Origin of the sequence: Micromonospora mangrovicola (genome assembly GCF_047200535.1) — a bacterium.
Classification (GTDB): Bacteria; Actinomycetota; Actinomycetes; order Mycobacteriales; family Micromonosporaceae; genus Micromonospora.
Map to the genome: position 1 here is coordinate 1 of NZ_JBJZOG010000035.1, position 15,951 is coordinate 15,951.

At 73.8% G+C, this 15,951-nt stretch carries 17 protein-coding genes and 1 pseudogene; 9 read left to right on the plus strand and 9 right to left on the minus strand.

All coding sequences use genetic code 11. The annotated features are described in order from the left end of the window. A partial coding sequence (locus ACL02O_RS16270; RefSeq protein WP_412818913.1) for a long-chain-fatty-acid--CoA ligase occupies positions 1-1,593 on the minus strand: 1,593 nt, incomplete at its 3' end. A 133-nt stretch (positions 1,594-1,726) separates the two neighbouring features. On the opposite strand from ACL02O_RS16270, the pseudogene ACL02O_RS16275 reads away from it, so the two are divergent. Next, positions 1,727-1,906, plus strand: a pseudogene (locus tag ACL02O_RS16275) (RNA polymerase sigma factor); the annotation flags it as partial. Between the two features lie 95 nt (positions 1,907-2,001). Here the strand turns inward: ACL02O_RS16275 and ACL02O_RS16280 are convergent. Both ACL02O_RS16280 and ACL02O_RS16285 read right to left on the minus strand, forming a co-directional pair. Beyond that, positions 2,002-2,178, minus strand: a complete 177-nt coding sequence (locus ACL02O_RS16280) for a hypothetical protein (RefSeq protein WP_412818914.1) — start codon at positions 2,176-2,178, stop codon at positions 2,002-2,004. Between the two features lie 72 nt (positions 2,179-2,250). Further along, positions 2,251-2,964 (minus strand): polyamine aminopropyltransferase, encoded by a 714-nt coding sequence (locus ACL02O_RS16285; protein WP_412818915.1) that lies wholly within the window; start codon positions 2,962-2,964, stop codon positions 2,251-2,253. Between the two features lie 203 nt (positions 2,965-3,167). On the opposite strand from ACL02O_RS16285, the gene ACL02O_RS16290 reads away from it, so the two are divergent. Beyond that, entirely contained in the window at positions 3,168-4,172 is a 1,005-nt protein-coding gene (locus ACL02O_RS16290) for a zinc-binding dehydrogenase (RefSeq protein WP_412818960.1), read from the plus strand. Positions 4,173-4,219: 47 nt separating this feature from the next. Here ACL02O_RS16290 and ACL02O_RS16295 read toward each other — a convergent pair whose 3' ends face one another. From ACL02O_RS16295 to ACL02O_RS16315, 5 genes are all read right to left on the minus strand, one after another. Further along, positions 4,220-4,828, minus strand: coding sequence for a class I SAM-dependent methyltransferase (locus tag ACL02O_RS16295; RefSeq protein ID WP_412818916.1), 609 nt, complete (start codon positions 4,826-4,828; stop codon positions 4,220-4,222). 196 nt (positions 4,829-5,024) lie between these two features. Then, on the minus strand, positions 5,025-5,930 hold the full coding sequence (locus tag ACL02O_RS16300) for a sulfite exporter TauE/SafE family protein (RefSeq protein ID WP_412818917.1): 906 nt from the start codon (positions 5,928-5,930) through the stop codon (positions 5,025-5,027). Then, a complete protein-coding gene (locus ACL02O_RS16305) occupies positions 5,927-6,517 on the minus strand; it encodes a rhodanese-like domain-containing protein (RefSeq protein WP_412818918.1) in 591 nt (196 codons plus the stop codon). Before ACL02O_RS16305 ends, ACL02O_RS16300 begins: the two co-directional genes overlap by 4 nt. Positions 6,518-6,609: 92 nt before the next feature. Then, positions 6,610-8,010, minus strand: a complete 1,401-nt coding sequence (locus ACL02O_RS16310) for an MBL fold metallo-hydrolase (protein WP_412818919.1) — start codon at positions 8,008-8,010, stop codon at positions 6,610-6,612. Between the two features lie 126 nt (positions 8,011-8,136). Beyond that, a complete protein-coding gene (locus tag ACL02O_RS16315; protein ID WP_412818920.1) occupies positions 8,137-8,406 on the minus strand; it encodes a metal-sensitive transcriptional regulator in 270 nt (89 codons plus the stop codon). A gap of 157 nt (positions 8,407-8,563) precedes the next feature. Here ACL02O_RS16315 and ACL02O_RS16320 point away from each other — a divergent pair, with 157 nt between their 5' ends. Together ACL02O_RS16320 and ACL02O_RS16325 are read left to right on the plus strand one after the other, a co-directional pair. Next, positions 8,564-9,766 (plus strand): NAD(P)/FAD-dependent oxidoreductase, encoded by a 1,203-nt coding sequence (locus ACL02O_RS16320; RefSeq protein WP_412818921.1) that lies wholly within the window; start codon positions 8,564-8,566, stop codon positions 9,764-9,766. Between the two features lie 69 nt (positions 9,767-9,835). Then, positions 9,836-10,228, plus strand: coding sequence for a DUF302 domain-containing protein (locus ACL02O_RS16325; RefSeq protein WP_412818922.1), 393 nt, complete (start codon positions 9,836-9,838; stop codon positions 10,226-10,228). 47 nt (positions 10,229-10,275) lie between these two features. Here the strand turns inward: ACL02O_RS16325 and trxA are convergent, their stop codons facing one another. Then, the gene (gene trxA, locus ACL02O_RS16330; RefSeq protein WP_412818923.1) at positions 10,276-10,677 is read right to left on the minus strand and encodes a thioredoxin; all 402 of its coding nucleotides are present in this window, start codon (positions 10,675-10,677) and stop codon (positions 10,276-10,278) included. A gap of 145 nt (positions 10,678-10,822) precedes the next feature. Between trxA and ACL02O_RS16335 the strand changes: the two genes are divergently transcribed. From ACL02O_RS16335 to eccB, 5 genes are all read left to right on the plus strand, one after another. Beyond that, entirely contained in the window at positions 10,823-11,137 is a 315-nt protein-coding gene (locus ACL02O_RS16335) for a rhodanese-like domain-containing protein (protein WP_412818924.1), read from the plus strand. Then, positions 11,134-11,505, plus strand: a complete 372-nt coding sequence (locus ACL02O_RS16340) for a rhodanese-like domain-containing protein (RefSeq protein WP_412818925.1) — start codon at positions 11,134-11,136, stop codon at positions 11,503-11,505. The genes ACL02O_RS16335 and ACL02O_RS16340 overlap by 4 nt, the downstream gene beginning before the upstream one ends. A gap of 117 nt (positions 11,506-11,622) precedes the next feature. Continuing rightward, positions 11,623-13,002 (plus strand): MBL fold metallo-hydrolase, encoded by a 1,380-nt coding sequence (locus ACL02O_RS16345; RefSeq protein WP_412818926.1) that lies wholly within the window; start codon positions 11,623-11,625, stop codon positions 13,000-13,002. A 62-nt stretch (positions 13,003-13,064) separates the two neighbouring features. Continuing rightward, a complete protein-coding gene (locus ACL02O_RS16350) occupies positions 13,065-14,321 on the plus strand; it encodes an MFS transporter (RefSeq protein ID WP_412818927.1) in 1,257 nt (418 codons plus the stop codon). A 76-nt stretch (positions 14,322-14,397) separates the two neighbouring features. Next, positions 14,398-15,780, plus strand: a complete 1,383-nt coding sequence (gene eccB / locus ACL02O_RS16355; RefSeq protein WP_412818928.1) for a type VII secretion protein EccB — start codon at positions 14,398-14,400, stop codon at positions 15,778-15,780. Positions 15,781-15,951 lie beyond the last annotated feature (171 nt).

The following is a 15,951-nucleotide window of genomic DNA, read 5'->3' on the forward strand; positions in this document are numbered from 1 at the left end:
CCGGGGCACCTTGTAGCCGGCGAGGTGCTGCCGGCAGGAGGAGCGGACCGATTCCGGGTCGGCGCCCACGCCCGGATCGAGAACCACGACGGCGATCACATCCTCGCCGCCGGAAGCGGCGGGCAGGCCGACGGCGGCGGCGTCGAGGACCCCGGGGATGCGGCGCAGCGCCTCCTCCACCTCGGACGGGTAGACGTTGAACCCGCCGGTGATGATCAGCTCCTTGATCCGGTCCACCACGGTCACGAAGCCGTCGGAGTCCATCGTGACGATGTCGCCGGTGCGCAGCCAGCCGCCGGGGAGCAGCATCTTCGCCGTCTCCTCCGGTCGGTTCCAGTAGCCGCTGAACACCTGCGGGCCGCGGACCAGCAGCTCGCCGGCCTCGCCGGGGGCGCGGTCGCGGGTGGGGTCCTCCGGGTCGACGATGCGTACCTCCGTGGACGGGAACGGCACCCCGACGGTGCCGGGCCGGCGGGTCGGGGCGACCGGGTTGCCCAGGGTGATCGGGGAGGTCTCGGTCATGCCGTACCCCTCGACGAGCAGGCCACCGGTCACCGACTCCCACAGCTCCACGGTGGCCGGCGGCAACGCCATCGCGCCGGAGATGGCGTACCGGACGGAGGTGAGGTCTACGCCGCGTTCCCGGGCGGCGGTGGCCAGTCGCTGGTAGATCGGCGGTACTGCCGGCAGGAAGGTCGGCGGGCGGCGGCGGACCGCGTCGAGCACCTGGTCGAGGTCGAACCGGGGGAGCAGCACCAGGGTGGCCCCGATGCTCACCGAGAAGGTCAGGCACAGCGTCAGCCCGTACGCGTGGAACAGCGGCAGCACGCCGTACACGGTCTCCTCGCCGTCGCGCAGGCCGGGCACCCAGGCGCGGCCCTGCGCGGCGTTGGCCCGGAGGTTGCGGTGGGTGAGCACGGCGCCCTTCGGGACGCCGGTGGTGCCGCCGGTGTACTGCAGCAGCGCCACGTCGTCGACGACGGGGGCGGGGTGGTCGGCGGGCAGCGGAGGTGCGGCGGCGACCAGCGCCGACCAGGACCGCGCGCCCGGCGCCGTCGCGGTCATCGCGGCGCGGGCGGCCCGCACCTTGGGCAGCGGCAGTCGCAACGCCCAGCGCTTGAGCCGGGGCAGCGCCCCGGTCAGGTCGACCGCGACCACGGTCTCGACCGCGCCGCGGCCGGCGACCAGCGGCGCCACCTTGTCCCAGGCCACCGCCACGCGGGCGCCGTGGTCGGTGAGCTGCTGCGCCAGTTCCTCGGCGGTGTAGAGCGGGTTGTGCTCGACGACCACCGCGCCGAGGCGCAGCACCGCGTAGAAGGCGACCACGTGTTGCGGGCAGTTGGGCAGCACCAGCGCCACCCGGTCGCCGCGCCCGACTCCGAGCCGGCGCAGCCCCTCGGCGGCCCGGGACACCTGGTCGGCCAGTTCGGCGTAGGTGGTGGTGGCCCCGAAGAAGTCCAGCGCCACCCGGGGGCCGAACCGGTGGGCGGCGTCGGTCAGCAGGTCCACCAGCGAGCCGGACGGCTCAGCGACGGTGGCCGGTACGCCGGGGGCGTAGCTGCGGGTCCAGGGCCGCTGCGCGGTCGCGTCCATCGCCGTCTCTCCTCGCTGCCGGATGACGGTCCTCAGCCTAACTTAACCAACCGGTAACCTACGCTCGCGTAAGTTGGCGACTTCGTCACACGATGCCGACGGATGCCGTGTCGAGAATGGGCCCCGGTCCCGGCCCGGGGCGTACCAGTTGCAGGCCGCGATCGCCGCGCTGCACGCCGAGGCCCCGTCCGCCGGGGAGACCGACTGGCCGCAGATCCTGGCCCTCTACGAGCTGCTGGAGCTGCTGGCGCCGAGCCCGGTGACCACGCTCGGCCGGGCCGTCGCGGTGGCGATGGTGCACGGCCCGGACGCACCACCAGTCTGCCTGAGCGGCGTTACCTGGAGAGCCGCGCCGCGCGCCTGGTCGACCCGCCGGCCGCTGTGGTCGTGCCGCGGGAGATACCCGGGTCAGCGGCGGCCGGCGGGCTGGTGCAATGCCCGGCGCGCCTTCACGAACACCAGCACGACGATGGCGATCAGCGCGATCCCGCCGATGATCAACAGCCAGCGGACCGCCTGGAGGAGCAGCCCGACCAGGATCAGCGCGCCGGCGATCAGGCCGACCACCCAGAGCAGCGCGCGCATCTCAGCCTCCCTGAGCACCGCGGATGAGCCCGCTTTCCCGTTCCGTACCGCCGCATGCCCGCCCGGGGCGGGTCAGTGTCGGGCCACGTAGACGGTGTTGGCCGCCTGACGGCCCTGCAACGGATTGGGGAAGCGGACGACGTGCGCCACCGAGGTCGGGAACACCTCGGTCAGCGTCCGCTGGAACTCCGGGTCGGGCGGGTCGTTCGACCAGAGCGCGAAGACCCCGTCCGGGTGCAGCAGGGCGGCGAGCCGGCGCAGCCCGTCGACGGTGTAGAAGTCGGCGTGGCTCGGGTGCAGCACCTGCCGCGGGGAGTGGTCCACGTCGAGCAGCACCGCGTGGAAGCGCCGGCCCGGCGACTCCGGGTCGAACCCGGCGCCGGTGGCCACCGCGGCGAAGAAGTCGGCCCGGACGAACCGGGCACGCGGGTCGGTGGCCAGCCCGGCGGCGAACGGGAGCAGGTCGCGGCGGTGCCAGTCGATCACGTCCTCGATCGCCTCCACCACCACCAGGGACCGCACCCGGGAATCCTCCAGCGCGGTGCGGGCGGTGTACCCGAGCCCGAGCCCGCCCACCACCACGTCCAGGGACTGCCCGTTCAGCGGCGCCAGCCCGAGCCGGGCGAGTTCGATCTCCGCGACGGGGAAGAGGCTGGACATCAGGAACTCGTCGTCGAGCTTCACCTCGTACACGTCGACGTCGAGCGACGGGTCGCGGCGCCGGCGCAGGCTGATCTCGCCGATCGGGGTCTCCCGCCAGGCCAGTTCCTCGAATCGCGCGCCCACGCGGTCGTCCTCTCCGCCCGTCCCGTGACGGCATGTTACCGGCCCGCCGTCCCGCCGTCGGGCAGGCGCGCTTTTCCGGCGCGGCCGGCATCGACCGGCCGGGGCCGGGTACGCCTACGGCGGCTCCAGCTCGGCGGGTCTACGGCGACCTGGGGCCGTACGCCGGTCGAGGCCGGAGGTGGAGGGAGCGGAGCGTGGCGGAGATGTTGGCCGGCCGGCTGCACATGGCCGAGCGGGCGCTGCGGGTGGAGTCGGTGCCGGTGCCCCAGCCAGGTCCGGGGCAGGTCAGGATCAGGGTGGCCGCGGCCGGGGTGTGCCTGTCGGACGTGCACCTGATCGACGGCACGCTGAGCCCGCTGCACCTGTCCGGTGACGTGGTGACCCTCGGCCACGAGGTGGCCGGGACGGTGGACGCGCTCGGCGACGGTGTGACGGGCTGGCAGCCCGGTCAGCGGGTGCTGCTGCAGGCGGGGGAGCGGGACCGGCGCGGCACCCTGCTCACCCGCGGCGTCGACTACGACGGCGGCTGGGCGGAGTACGCGCTGGCCCGCGAGGACACTCTCGTGCTGATCCCCGACGCCATGCCGTTCGAGCACGCCTGCATCGTTCCCGACGCGGTCTCCACCCCGTGGGCGGCGGTGACCGACACGGCGCGTACCCGACCTGCGGAGGCGGTCGGAGTCTGGGGTGTCGGCGGTCTGGGCGCGCACGCGGTGCAGCTGCTGCGGCTGGTCGGCGCGGCACCGATCATCGCGGTGGACCCGTTGCCGGCGGCCCGGGACCGGGCGCTGACCCTCGGCGCCGACCTGGCCCTGGACCCGAAGGACGGCGGATTCCGGGACGCCGTGCTGGAGTTCACCGTGGCCCGGGGGCTGGACATCGCGTTCGACTTCGCCGGCGTCACCCCGGCCCGAGAGCAGGCCATGACCGTGCTCGGCCCGCGGGGCCGGCTGGTCCTCGCCGGCATCGCCAACGAGCCGGTCACCATCCGGTCGGACAGCCGGTTCAACTACAGCCGCCAGGCGGTGCTCGGCCACTACGGCTCCGAGGCGGAACACGTCGACCAGTTGGTGGCGCTCGCCGCTCTGGGGCGGTTCGACCTGACCGCCTCGATCAGCGACGTGCTGCCGCTGGCCGACGCGGCCGAGGCGGTGCGCCGGGTCCACGACAAGCAGGGCGACCCGATCCGCCTGATCCTGCGCCCGTGAGCGGCCCGCACCCGATTGGCTCCGGTCGGGTGCGGAGCGGGCGGGTGTCAGTCGGCCGGCCGGCTGGCGACCACGACGGTGTCGAGGGCGTCGATGCTGCCGCCGTCGCTGGTGGGGACCGGGCGGTGGGCCGTCTCGGCGCGCTGGATGCGCAGCCCGGCGAGGCCGTCGACGACGGTCTCCGGGGTGAGCAGGACCGCGGGGTCCTGCGGACCACCGGTGCCGCCGGTGAGGTTGGCGAGGTCGTGGCCCACGACGACCAGGGTGCCGCCGGGGCGCAGCGCCCGCCGGGCCGAGTCGAGCACACCGGCCAGGTCGGCGGCGGGCAGGTGCAGGTAGCTGATCAGCACCAGGTCGTAGCTGCCGGGCACCGGTCGGTACGCGGTCACGTCCGCGACCCGCCACTCGATCGCCACCCCACGCTGGGCGGCCAGCTCGCGGCCCCGCTCGACGGCAACCGGGGCGAAGTCCACGGCGGTCACCCGCCAGCCCCGCTCGGCCAGCCAGACCGCGTTGCGCCCCTCACCGGCCGCCAGGTCGAGTGCCGTGCCGGGGGTCAGCCCGGCGACCGACTCGACCACGAAACGGTTGGCTTCGGCGCTCCACACCAGTCCCGGCGTGCTGGCGTACCTGGCGTCCCAGGCCTTGCTGTCCACGGTGTCTCCTCCTTCGGCGGCGCACCACCGCCCCCGTGACCGTACCCGCTGCGGCAAGGGCTCCCACGTGGGTCAGCCGGAGTGTCAGGCCGCCGGGGCGGTTGGTGGATGGCGGGTGCGGCTAGGGGCCCGCGGGCCCGACCGGGTGAACGGCGAGGGGCGCCCGGACCTGCCGGGCGCCCCTCGTGGCGGGGTGTCAGTGGCGGGACGAGGATCCCACCGGCGCCGGGGCGACCGGCTCGCGCCGCGCTGCCGGCTCCCGCCTGCCGCGCAGCACGGCCACCGCCACGGCGATCACGGCGGCGGCACCGACGCCGGCCCAGAGCAGCGGGTTGGTCCGCAGCCCATCGGGCAGCTGCTGGCCGAGGACGAAGACGCCCATCACCACCACGAACCAGCCGAACGCCTTGCGCAGGACGTCCGCCGGGATCTTCCCGGCGAGTCGACCGCCGAGGACGCTGCCGACGATGGCGGCGGCGGTGACGGCGGCGGCCAGGCCCCAGTTGATGTGTACGCTGGACAGGTAGCCGGCGAAACCGGCGAACGACTTCATCGCGATGACCACCAGCGAGGTGCCGACGGCCACCGGCATCGGCAGGCCACCGAGCAGGGCCAGCGCGGGCACCACCAGGAAGCCGCCACCGGCGCCGACCAGGCCGGTGACCAGGCCGACGACGATGCCGTCCAGGATCACCCGGAACACCGGCAGCTCGTGCGGCACGGGCTTGCCCTCCGCCGTGCGGCGGCCGCGGATCATCGCGATCGCGGTGGCCAGCATCATCACCCCGAAGCCGGTGAGCAGGACCGCGCCCGGAATGAACTCGGCCAGCCGGCCGCCGGCGTACGCGCCGGTCATGCCGGCGAGGCCGAAGATCAGGCCGGTGCGCCAGCGCACCCGCCCGGCACGGGCGTGCGGGAGCACGCCGACGGCGCTGGTGGCGCCGACGACGAGCAGGGAGGTCGCGATGGCCTCCTTGGCGGGCAGGCCGGCCACGTACACCAGCAGCGGCACGGCGAGGATCGACCCGCCGCCACCGAGCAGCCCGAGGCTGACGCCGATCAGGACGGCCAGCCCGACGGTCAGGATCAGGGTTGTGCTCATGCCCGCCCCCCGCGCAGTTGACCGACGATGGTGTCCAGGTCGCAGCTCGCGCCCCGGTTGTACGGCAGCTTGCTCAGCAGCATGCCCATCGCGCAGGTGTTGGTGAGGGCGGCGAAGGTGAGGCCGGCGCCGATGAAGCCGGCGACCCACTTCAGGCCCGGCACGAAGACCGAGCCCACCACGCTGGCCAGCACGATCGAGCCGGCGACCAGGCGGACCTGCCGCTCCAGGTCCCAGCGCGGCCGGCCCTGGTTGGTCGGGGCGTTGGCCGCCTGCCAGGCGAGCATGCCGCCGTCGAGGACCTTCAGGTTCGGCAGGCCGACGGTGGTGAGCGCCTGCTCGGCCTGGGTCGCACGGGCGCCGGAGCGGCAGATCAGCACCACGTCCTCGTCGAGGTGGTTGCGCAGCTCCTCGCGGTGCTCCTTGAGCAGGTCGAGCGGCACGTTGTAGGCGCCGGGAATGTGCGAGGTCTCGAACTCGCCAGGGGTGCGCACGTCGAGCAGCCGGGGGGACCGGCCGGAGTTGATCAGTTCCCGCAGGCTAGCGGCGTCCAGGGTGGCCGGGCGAGTGGTCTCCGAAGTGCTCATATCTCCTCGTTCTGGGACAAACCGCCAGGGCTGGCGGCAGGGTGGGCTGCCGGCCGGCGCCGGTGTCGGCGCCGGCCGGATCCGGTACGGGGTCAGGCCCGGTCGGCCATGGCGACGCCGGCCGCTTCGGCCTGGTCGAACTTGTCGTCGATGACGACGACCTCGCGACCGGCGTTGGCCAGCAGCGATGCGGCGGCGGTGGCGCGGTAGCCGGAGCCGCAGTGCACCCAGACCGCCCCAGCCGGCACGTCGGCGAGCCGCCGGGGCAGGTCGGGCAGCGGGATGTGCACGGCGCCCTCGACATGGCCGGCGCGCCACTCGTTGGTCATCCGTACGTCGAGCACGACGTCCGGGGCGGGCAGTCCGGCGGGGATGTTGCCCGCACGGGCCGCCACGAGGGCGGGGAAGTCGGTCATCCGCAGCTCCCGCAGCTGGTCGGGCGTGGCCGCCCACTGCTCGGCCGCGCCGGTGGCCCGTGCCGCCGGCCGGTCGATGCCGATCCGGACCAGCTCGCGCTGGGCCTCGGCGACCTGCTCGGGCGTCTCCGCGAGCAGGGTGATCGGGGCACCCCAGTCGATCAGCCAGCCGAGCCAGGTCGACATCGGGCCGTCCAGCCCGAGGCTGACCGTGCCGGCCAGGTGCGAGGTCGCGTACGCCTTGCGGTGCCGCAGGTCCACCACCCACTCGCCGGCGGCGATCCGGTCGCGGAGCTGGTCCGCGTCGGCCCGGGCGACCGGGGTGAGGTCGACCGGGGCGGGCCCGGCGTTGTTCGCCACGCCCATGTGTGCGTAGTACGCCGGGTAGGCGTCGAGGCCGGCGAGAGTCTCGGTGACGAACTGGTCGGCGGCGAGGCGGAGCACGGGGTTCGCCTGCTTCTCCCGCCCGATGGTCGAGTCCGGGGCGTCGGCCTGGCTGGCCGAGCAGAAGCTGCCGAAGCCGTGCGTCGGCCACACGTGCGCGCCGTCGGGCAGCAGGTCGGCCAGCCGCTTCGCCGAGGCGTGCTGGTGGTGGGCCAGCTCGTGGGCGTGCTCCTTGCCGAGCAGGTCGGTGCGCCCGGTGGTGCCGAACAGCAGCGAGCCGCCGGTGAAGACGCCCGCCGGCTGCCAACCCGCGTCGCCGGCCTCGTCGAGGATGTAGGACAGGTGGTGGAAGGTGTGACCCGGGGTGGCGACCACCCGCAGGCGCAGGGCGTCGGAGACGCTCATCTCGTCGCCGTCGCTGACCGGCATCCGGTCGAAGCCGACGTTGTCCGCCGCGGCCACCAGGTACCGGGCGCCGGTGATCCGGGCGAGTTCCAGCCCGCCGGAGACGTAGTCGTTGTGGATGTGCGTCTCCACGACGTGGGTGATCCGCACCCCCTTGGCGCCGGCGAGGTACAGGATCCGGTCGATGTCACGCTGCGGGTCGACCACGATCGCCACCTGGCCGTCCGAGGCCAGGTAGCTGCGGTCACCGAGCGAGGACGTCGCGATGACGGACACGTCGACTGCCATGTGCCGTTCTCCTTCCATTCCCTACATACCCCCCGGGGTATGTGGGAGACAGATTGCGGCCCGGGTTTCGGGCGTGAACTACCCGCCCGTGCCGCGCTCATGCGGCACGGGCGGCAGATTCCTCGGTCAGGCCAGGGCGAGGAAGAGCTTCTCCAGCTCCTCCTCGGTCATCTCCGGTTCCTCGCCCCGGTCGCGGGTGGTGCCGCAGTGGCGCATCCCCGATGCGATGATCTTGAAGCCGGCCCGGTCGATGGCCTTCGAGACCGCGGCGAGTTGGGTGAGCGCCGATCGGCAGTCCTCGCCGTTCTCCATCATCTCGATGACGGCGTTGAGCTGACCCCGGGCCCGCTTGAGCCGGGTCAGCGCCTCGCTGGTCATGTCAGGTTGAAGCTTCACCGCGTTACCTCCCATGCTCAAGATACCCCAGGGGGTACGGGCCTCGCCACTGGATACCCCCACGGGTATCGTCAACGGCAAGGGTCGACGGGGAATTCCCACCATCCCAGAGAAGAGATCCCCGGCGACCGCCCTGCTCACCCTTCCGGGAGGTTCCATGGCTCCGGCACGGCATCACCAGGTGGTCATCGTCGGCGGCGGCACCGCCGGCATCAGCGTCGCGGCGCGGCTGCGCCGGGCGGGGATCCGCGACATCGCCCTGATCGAGCCCGCCGAGCAGCACTACTACCAGCCGCTCTGGACGCTCGTGGGCGGCGGTCAGGCCACTGCGGCGGAAACCGTACGTCCGGAACGAAAGCTCATCCCCAAGGGCGCCACCTGGATCCGGGACCGGGCGACCGGGGTCGACCCGGACAACCGGAACGTGACGCTCGCCGGCGGCGGGACGGTCGGTTACGACCAACTCGTCATGGCGCCCGGGCTCCAGCTCGACTTCGACGCGGTGCCCGGCCTGGCGGAGTCGGTGGGCACGCGCGGCGTGTCCAGCAACTACCGCTTCGACCTCGCCCCCCGCACCTGGGACTTCATCCGGGCCGTACGGGGCGGCACCGCGATCTTCACCATGCCGGCCGGCCCGATCAAGTGCGGTGGCGCGCCGCAGAAGATCGCCTACCTGGCGGCCGACTGGTGGCGCCGGCAGGGCGTGCTGAACGACGTGCGCGTCATTCTGGTGCTGCCCACCCCGACCATCTTCGGCCAGCCGGACTGGGCCAAGGTTCTCGATGGCGTGGCCGCGGGTTACGGCATCGAGGTGCGCTACGAGTCGCAGCTCGTCGAGGTCGACGGCGACAGCCGGCGCGCGGTCATCCTGGACAACGCCTCGGGCACCAAGGAGACGATCGACTACGAACTGCTGCACGCCGTACCGCCGCAGAGCGCGCCGGACTGGCTGAAGGGCAGCCCGCTGGCCGACCCGGCGAGCCCGTTCGGCTACCTGGCCGTCGACCGGTACACGCTCCAGAGCACCCGCTGGCCGGAGGTCTTCGCGCTCGGGGACGTGGCCAACCTGCCCACCTCGAAGACCGGCGCGGCCATCCGCAAGCAGGCGCCGGTGGTGGTGGCCAACCTGCTCGCGGCTCGCCGGGGTGAGTCGCTGCCGGGCCGGTACGACGGCTATACCTCCTGCCCGCTGGTCACCGCCCGCAACCGCATGCTGCTCGCCGAGTTCGACTACGAGCAGAAGCCCGCGCCGAGCTTCCCGTTCATCGACACGATGAAGCCGCGCTACGACATGTGGCTGCTCAAGCGCTACGGGCTGCCGGCCATGTACTGGCACGGGATGCTGCGCGGCCTGGCCTGAGGGCCACGTCACCGAATCGCCGGCGGCCGGCCGGCTCCGGCCGGCATCATCTGAACCGAGGGAGAGAACATGAGCTACGCGATGACCGTCCGCCTGCCCGCCGGGTTCGGCCCGACCGTCGAGCGGGTCCGGGCGGCGCTCAAGGAGCAGGGCTTCGGGGTGCTGACCGAGATCGACATGCGGTCGACGCTGCGCGAGAAGCTCGGGGTCGACCTGGCCGAGCACGTCATCCTGGGCGCCTGCAACCCGCCCCTGGCGCACCGCGCCCTGCAGGCGGATCCGGCCATCGGTCTGTTCCTGCCGTGCAACGTCGCGGTCCGGGCGGACGGGCCGGACACCACCGTGGTGGAGGCCATGGACCCCCAGGTCATGGTGCAGCTCAGCGCCGCGCCCGAGCTGCGGGCGGTCGCCGACGAGGCCGGCGCCCGGCTGCGGGCCGCGTTGGACGCCCTGTCGGACTGAACCCGGGCGGGGGTGCGGGCGCCGGCCCGCACCCCCGGATCGCCGGATCAGCGGCCGGCGGCGCTCCCGGCCAGCTTCGCCCGAACCTCGTCCATGTCGAGGTCGCGGACCGCCTGGATCACCTGCTCCAGCGCGGCGGCCGGCAGCGCGCCGGGCTGGGCGAAGACCAGGATGCCGTCCCGGAAGGCCATCAGCGTCGGGATGGACCGGATCTGGGCGGCCGCGGCGAGGCTCTGCTCCGCCTCGGTGTCGACCTTGCCGAACACGATGTCCGGGTGCTTCTCGCTGGCCTTCTCGAAGACCGGCGCAAAGCTGCGGCACGGGCCGCACCAGCTGGCCCAGAAGTCGACCAGGACGATCCCGTCCCGGCTGACGGTCTCCTCGAAGTCGGCCGCGGTCAGCGCCACGCTCGCCATGTCCCACCTCCGTGTCTCGACGGCGTTCTGCATCGGGGTCAACATACCCGTGGGGGTATTTGTTCCCGGGGCTCCGCCCGTACCGCCGGTCCCGGGTGGCCGGAATGTCGGGGTGGTCGAAACGGGTTAGGCTCGACGTACATACCCCGGGGGGTATCCCCGAGAGCGAGGAGGAAACATGCGAGAGGTCGATCTGGCGCACTTCGCCGCCGCGCACGGCGAGGGTGCCGTGGTGGTGGACGTCCGGGAGCCGTTCGAGTATGTCGAGGGCCACGTGCCCGGCGCTCGGTCGGTGCCGCTGGCCCAGTTGCCCACGGTGGTCGGGGACCTGCCCCGCAACCGCCCGGTCTACGTCATCTGCGCCAGCGGCAACCGGAGCCTGGCCGGCGCGCAGTTCCTGGCCCGGGCCGGCGTCGACGCCCGCTCGGTGGGCGGTGGCACCGGCGGGTGGGTCCGCAGCGGTCGCCCGGTCGTGACCGGGGTGGGCGCGTGAGGCTCGGCGCGGCGCTGAAGGGGCTCTTCGGCAGGCGTTACGCCTCGGTGGACCCCGAGCGGGCGGCTGCCCTGGTGGCCGCCGGAGGGGTGCTGCTGGATGTGCGGGAGCCGGCCGAATGGCGGGCCGGCCATGCACCGCGGGCACGGCACATCCCGCTGGGTCAGCTGGCGGACCGGCTCGGTGAGCTGCCGGCCGACCGGCCGATCGTGACCGTGTGCCGGTCCGGGGCGCGCTCGCGGCAGGCTGCCGCGCTGCTCGCCCGCGACCACCGTCAGGTCCACAACCTGGCCGGCGGCATGCGGGCCTGGGTGGACGCCGGCTTCGCCCTCCAGGCAAAGGGTGGCCGCCCGGGCCGCTTGAGCTGAGCCCGGGACCGGGCTGAGGGTCCCGGAAAGGCGGGACCTTCGGCCCGGAATATACCCCGGGGGGTATACGCTATCGTGAGTGCATCGCCAGTCATCACTGCGAAGGAGTTCGGCACGATGTTGTTCACCCAGTACTACCTGGACTGCCTGTCCCAGGCGTCGTACCTGATCGCCGACCGGACCACCGGCCGGGCGGTGCTCGTCGACCCGCGTCGGGACATCGACGAGTACCTGGCCGACGCGCGTGCCCACGGCCTGACCATCGAAGGGGTGATCAACACCCACTTCCACGCCGACTTCCTCGCCGGCCACCTGGAGGTGGCCGCGGCGACCGGCGCGTGGATCGGCTACGGGCAGCGGGCCGAGACCGAGTACCCGAGCCGCAAGCTCAGCGACGGGGAGCGGATCAGCCTCGGTGACGTGACCCTGGAGATCATGGAGACCCCCGGTCACACCCCGGAGTCCGTCAGCATCCTCGTGTACGAGCACGCCGACGACGCCGTGCCGTACGGGGTGCTGACCGGCGACGCACTGTTCATCGGCGACGTCGGCCGGCCCGACCTGCTCGCCTCGCTCGGCGTCACCGCCGACGAGCTGGGCCGGATGCTCTACGACAGCGTGCAGCGCAAGCTGATGGGCCTGCCCGACGAGGTCCGGGTCTTCCCGGCGCACGGCGCCGGTTCGGCCTGCGGCAAGAACCTCTCCACCGAGCGGCAGTCCACCATCGGCGAACAGCGCCGCACCAACTACGCCTGCGCGCCGATGAGTGAGGAGCAGTTCCTCGCCCTGGTCACCGGCGGCCAGCCGGCCGCGCCCGGCTACTTCGCGTTCGACGCGGTGCTCAACCGCAAGGCCCGCGAGCTGTTCGACCACAGCCGGGCCCCGCAACCGCTCGACGCCGCCGAGTTCAACCAGGCCCGCGCCGAGGGCGCGCTGGTGGTCGACGCCCGCGACCCGCAGGAGTTCGCCGCCGGTCACCTCCGTGGCGCCGTCAACGTCCCCGCCGACGGCCGGTTCGCCGAGACCGCCGGCAGCGTGGTCGCGCCGGACCGCTCGGTGCTCGTCGTCGCGCCGCAGGACCGCGAGGAGGAGATCGTCGTCCGCCTCGCCCGGATCGGGTTCGACCACGTCGTCGGATACCTGCGCGAGCCCGAGGGCGCGTTCCTCGAGATGGTCGCGGACATGACCCGGGCCAGCCGGGTCACCGCCACCGAACTGCGCGCCGCGCTCGACACGCCCGAGCCGCCGGTGGTGCTCGACGTCCGAAACGCGGGCGAGCGGGAGCAGGGCGCCGTCGACGGCTCGCTGCACATCCCCCTTGCCGAACTCACCCGTCGCCTCGACGAGGTGCCCGCCGACCGGCCGCTCGTCGTGCACTGCGCCGGCGGCTACCGTTCCTCCGTCGCGGCCAGCCTGCTGCGCAACGCCGGCCGGGCGGACGTCTCCGACCTGCTCGGCGGGTTCGGCGCCTGGCAGACGCTGCACGCGGCCGTCTGAGTCCTGAACCACGGGTGACCGGGGGCGTTGCCCCCGGTCACCCGTTTCATGCCGGAGAAAAGATGATCGCGAACGACGTCACGCCGCGCCTGGGCCTGCGTGCCAACGCCGCCCAGTTCCTGCTCCTCGTCGCCGTCAACGCCCTGGTCGGCGGGCTGCTCGGCACCGAGCGCACCGTGCTGCCGCTGCTCGGCGAACGGGAGTTCCATCTCACCGCGTACACCGCCGTCCTGACGTACATCCTCGCCTTCGGCGCCACCAAGGCGGTGACCAACTTCCTCGCCGGCGCGCTCTCCGACCGGTACGGCCGCAAACCGGTGCTGCTGGCCGGGTGGCTGGCCGCGATCCCTGTACCGCTGCTGCTGATCTGGGCTCCGAACTGGGGCTGGGTGGTCGCGGCCAACGTGCTGCTCGGGGTGAACCAGGGACTCGCCTGGTCGACCACCGTCATCATGAAGATCGACCTGGTCGGGCCCCATCGGCGCGGCCTCGCCATGGGGCTCAACGAGGCCGCCGGCTACCTGGCGGTGGCCGGCACCGCGCTGGCCAGTGGTGCCCTGGCCGCCCGGTACGGGCTGCGGCCGGCACCGTTCCTGCTCGGCGCGGCGTACGTCGCGCTGGCCCTCGGCCTGTCCGCCCTGCTGGTGCGGGAGACGCGGGACCATGCCCGGCACGAGGCGGCCGGCCACCCGGGTGGCGGACGGCCGGACGGCCTCGGCACCCGGCAGGTCGTCGGCCTGGTCAGCTGGCGGGAACCGGCGCTGGCCTCGGTCAGCCAGGCCGGCCTGGTGAACAACCTCAACGACGGACTGGCCTGGGGACTGTTCCCGGTGCTGTTCGCCGCCGCCGGCCTCTCCCTGCCCCGGATCGGGCTGCTGGCTGCCCTGTACCCCGCGGTATGGGGGTTCGGCCAGATCCTCACCGGGCCGCTCTCCGATCGGCTCGGCCGCAAACCGCTCATCGTCGGCGGCATGGTGACCCAGGCCGGCGCGCTCGGGCTGGTCGCCGCCGCCGACGGCTTCGGCCTCTGGGCGGCGGCCGCTGTCCTGCTCGGCGCCGGCACCGCCATGGTGTATCCCGCCCTGCTGGCGGCGGTGGGCGACGTGGCGCATCCGGCCTGGCGCGCCCGCGCGGTGGGTGTCTACCGGCTGTGGCGCGACGGCGGCTTCGCCGTGGGCGCGCTCTCCGCCGGCCTGTTGGCGGACCTGGTGGGCATCCGGGGCGCGACGTGGGCGGTGGCGGCGCTCACCGCCGCGTCGGGCCTGCTCGTCGCCGTCCGGATGTACGAGACCCACCGGCCTTGCGGCCCGGCCACCTGAGGACGACACGCAGGGTCCACAGGGGATCGACGGAGCGTCTATCCTGTGCGCCGACGACCCAGGCGGAAGGGGCCCGATGCCGTCGCGGCAGGACCAGCTCCACTCCTACCAGTTCACCGTCCAGCGGGCGGTCGCGGCGCTGGTGATGCGGGAGACCGACCCGGCGCAGTCACCGTTCCGCCGGCTGGCCGGCGCGGGCCTGGCCAGCGTCCTGGTCGCGGTGGTCGCGCTCGGCGGCGTCGCCCTGTACGGCCTCTTCGCCGGAGGCGGCAGTTCCTGGCGCGACCCGGGCGCGGTGATCGTGGAGAAGGAGTCCGGCGCGCGGTTCGTCTACCGGGAGGGGAAGTTACACCCGGTGCTCAACTACGCCTCCGCGCTGTTGATCATCGGGGCGGAGCGCCCGAAGACGGTTCTGGTCTCCCGCCGCTCGATCGACGGCGTGCCGCGCGGATTGCCGCTCGGCATCGCCGACGCGCCGGACTCGCTGCCCGCGCCGGGGCGGCTCGCCTCCGGTGCCTGGACGGTCTGCTCGACCGTCGCCACCGAGGCGGGACGGGCCGGGGCCCGCTCCGCGCTGCTGATCGGCCGGGAGGTCACCGGGGGCCGCCCGCTCGGCGACCAGGCGCTGCTGCTGCGCCACCCGGACGGCACCCTGCACCTGCTCTGGCACGACCGGCGCTACCTGCTCCGCGACACCGACCGGGTGCTGGCCGCGCTGGCCGCGACCCGGGAACGGGCCGTGCGGGTGGCACCCGCGCTGCTCAACACCGTGCCGGCCGGCGTCGACCTGACGCCGCCCGCGCTGCCCGCGATGGGACATCCCTCCGACCGGGTCGAGGGCGCCACCGTGGGCGACGTCTACCTGGTCCGCAACTCCGGCGGTGGCCGCCAGTACGCGGTCGCCGAGCGGAACGGCATCGCCGGCATCACCGAATTCCAGGCCGCCATGCTGCTCGCCCGCACCGGCCAGGGCGACCCGAAACCGATCACACTCGGCCGCTTCGCCGCCCTGCCCAAGCTCCCGGGGCAGGTGCCCGCCGGACCCACCGCGCCGCCGACCGTGCCACCCCGGCTGGCCGCCGCCGACGGTGGCGCGCTCTGCGCCCGGGTCGGCGACGACACCGGCGTACGCGACGTCCGGGTGGGCGTCACCCCGCCGGACCTCTCCGCCGCGGCGCGGACGGGCGCCGGCCAGGGCGGGCTCGCCGACCAGGTGATGGTCGAGCCGGGCCGGGGCGCGGTGGTCGAATCGGCGGCGGCGCCCGGGGCCACCGGCGGCGCGATCAGTGTCGTCACCGACCTGGGCCGGCGGTACGTGCTCTCCGGCGCGGAGGTGCTCGGCATGCTCGGCTACGCCGGCGTCCGGCCGGTCCGGTTGCCGGCGGGCCTGGTGAGTCTGGTCCCGGCCGGCAGCCCGCTCGACCCGGCGGCTGCCCGCGCCGTCGCCGCCCCGGCCTGACCGGCCGCCCGCCCCGGCCTGACCGGCGGGGCCGGGCCGGCCGCCCGCGCTGCCGCCACTCCCTGCAGCCGTGATCAACACCGGTTGCGGGATGTCGGGGTATCCGGTGGGTGGAGGCACCGCGACATGCGCCATCTGGAGTGGAGCAACCGTCGAGCCGCGTGGGGCGAC

What these genes read in the sequence shown, in the direction of transcription:
- ACL02O_RS16310 (WP_412818919.1), bottom strand. Translation starts at nt 8,010, where the DNA reads ATGGCAGTCGACGTGTCCGTCATCGCGACGTCCTCGCTCGGTGACCGC.
- ACL02O_RS16345 (WP_412818926.1), top strand. Translation starts at nt 11,623, where the DNA reads ATGTTGTTCACCCAGTACTACCTGGACTGCCTGTCCCAGGCGTCGTAC.
- ACL02O_RS16300 (WP_412818917.1), bottom strand. Translation starts at nt 5,930, where the DNA reads ATGAGCACAACCCTGATCCTGACCGTCGGGCTGGCCGTCCTGATCGGC.
- ACL02O_RS16320 (WP_412818921.1), top strand. Translation starts at nt 8,564, where the DNA reads ATGGCTCCGGCACGGCATCACCAGGTGGTCATCGTCGGCGGCGGCACC.
- ACL02O_RS16280 (WP_412818914.1), bottom strand. Translation starts at nt 2,178, where the DNA reads ATGCGCGCGCTGCTCTGGGTGGTCGGCCTGATCGCCGGCGCGCTGATC.
- ACL02O_RS16305 (WP_412818918.1), bottom strand. Translation starts at nt 6,517, where the DNA reads ATGAGCACTTCGGAGACCACTCGCCCGGCCACCCTGGACGCCGCTAGC.
- ACL02O_RS16290 (WP_412818960.1), top strand. Translation starts at nt 3,168, where the DNA reads ATGTTGGCCGGCCGGCTGCACATGGCCGAGCGGGCGCTGCGGGTGGAG.
- ACL02O_RS16350 (WP_412818927.1), top strand. Translation starts at nt 13,065, where the DNA reads ATGATCGCGAACGACGTCACGCCGCGCCTGGGCCTGCGTGCCAACGCC.
- ACL02O_RS16335 (WP_412818924.1), top strand. Translation starts at nt 10,823, where the DNA reads ATGCGAGAGGTCGATCTGGCGCACTTCGCCGCCGCGCACGGCGAGGGT.
- trxA (WP_412818923.1), bottom strand. Translation starts at nt 10,677, where the DNA reads ATGCAGAACGCCGTCGAGACACGGAGGTGGGACATGGCGAGCGTGGCG.
- ACL02O_RS16325 (WP_412818922.1), top strand. Translation starts at nt 9,836, where the DNA reads ATGAGCTACGCGATGACCGTCCGCCTGCCCGCCGGGTTCGGCCCGACC.
- eccB (WP_412818928.1), top strand. Translation starts at nt 14,398, where the DNA reads ATGCCGTCGCGGCAGGACCAGCTCCACTCCTACCAGTTCACCGTCCAG.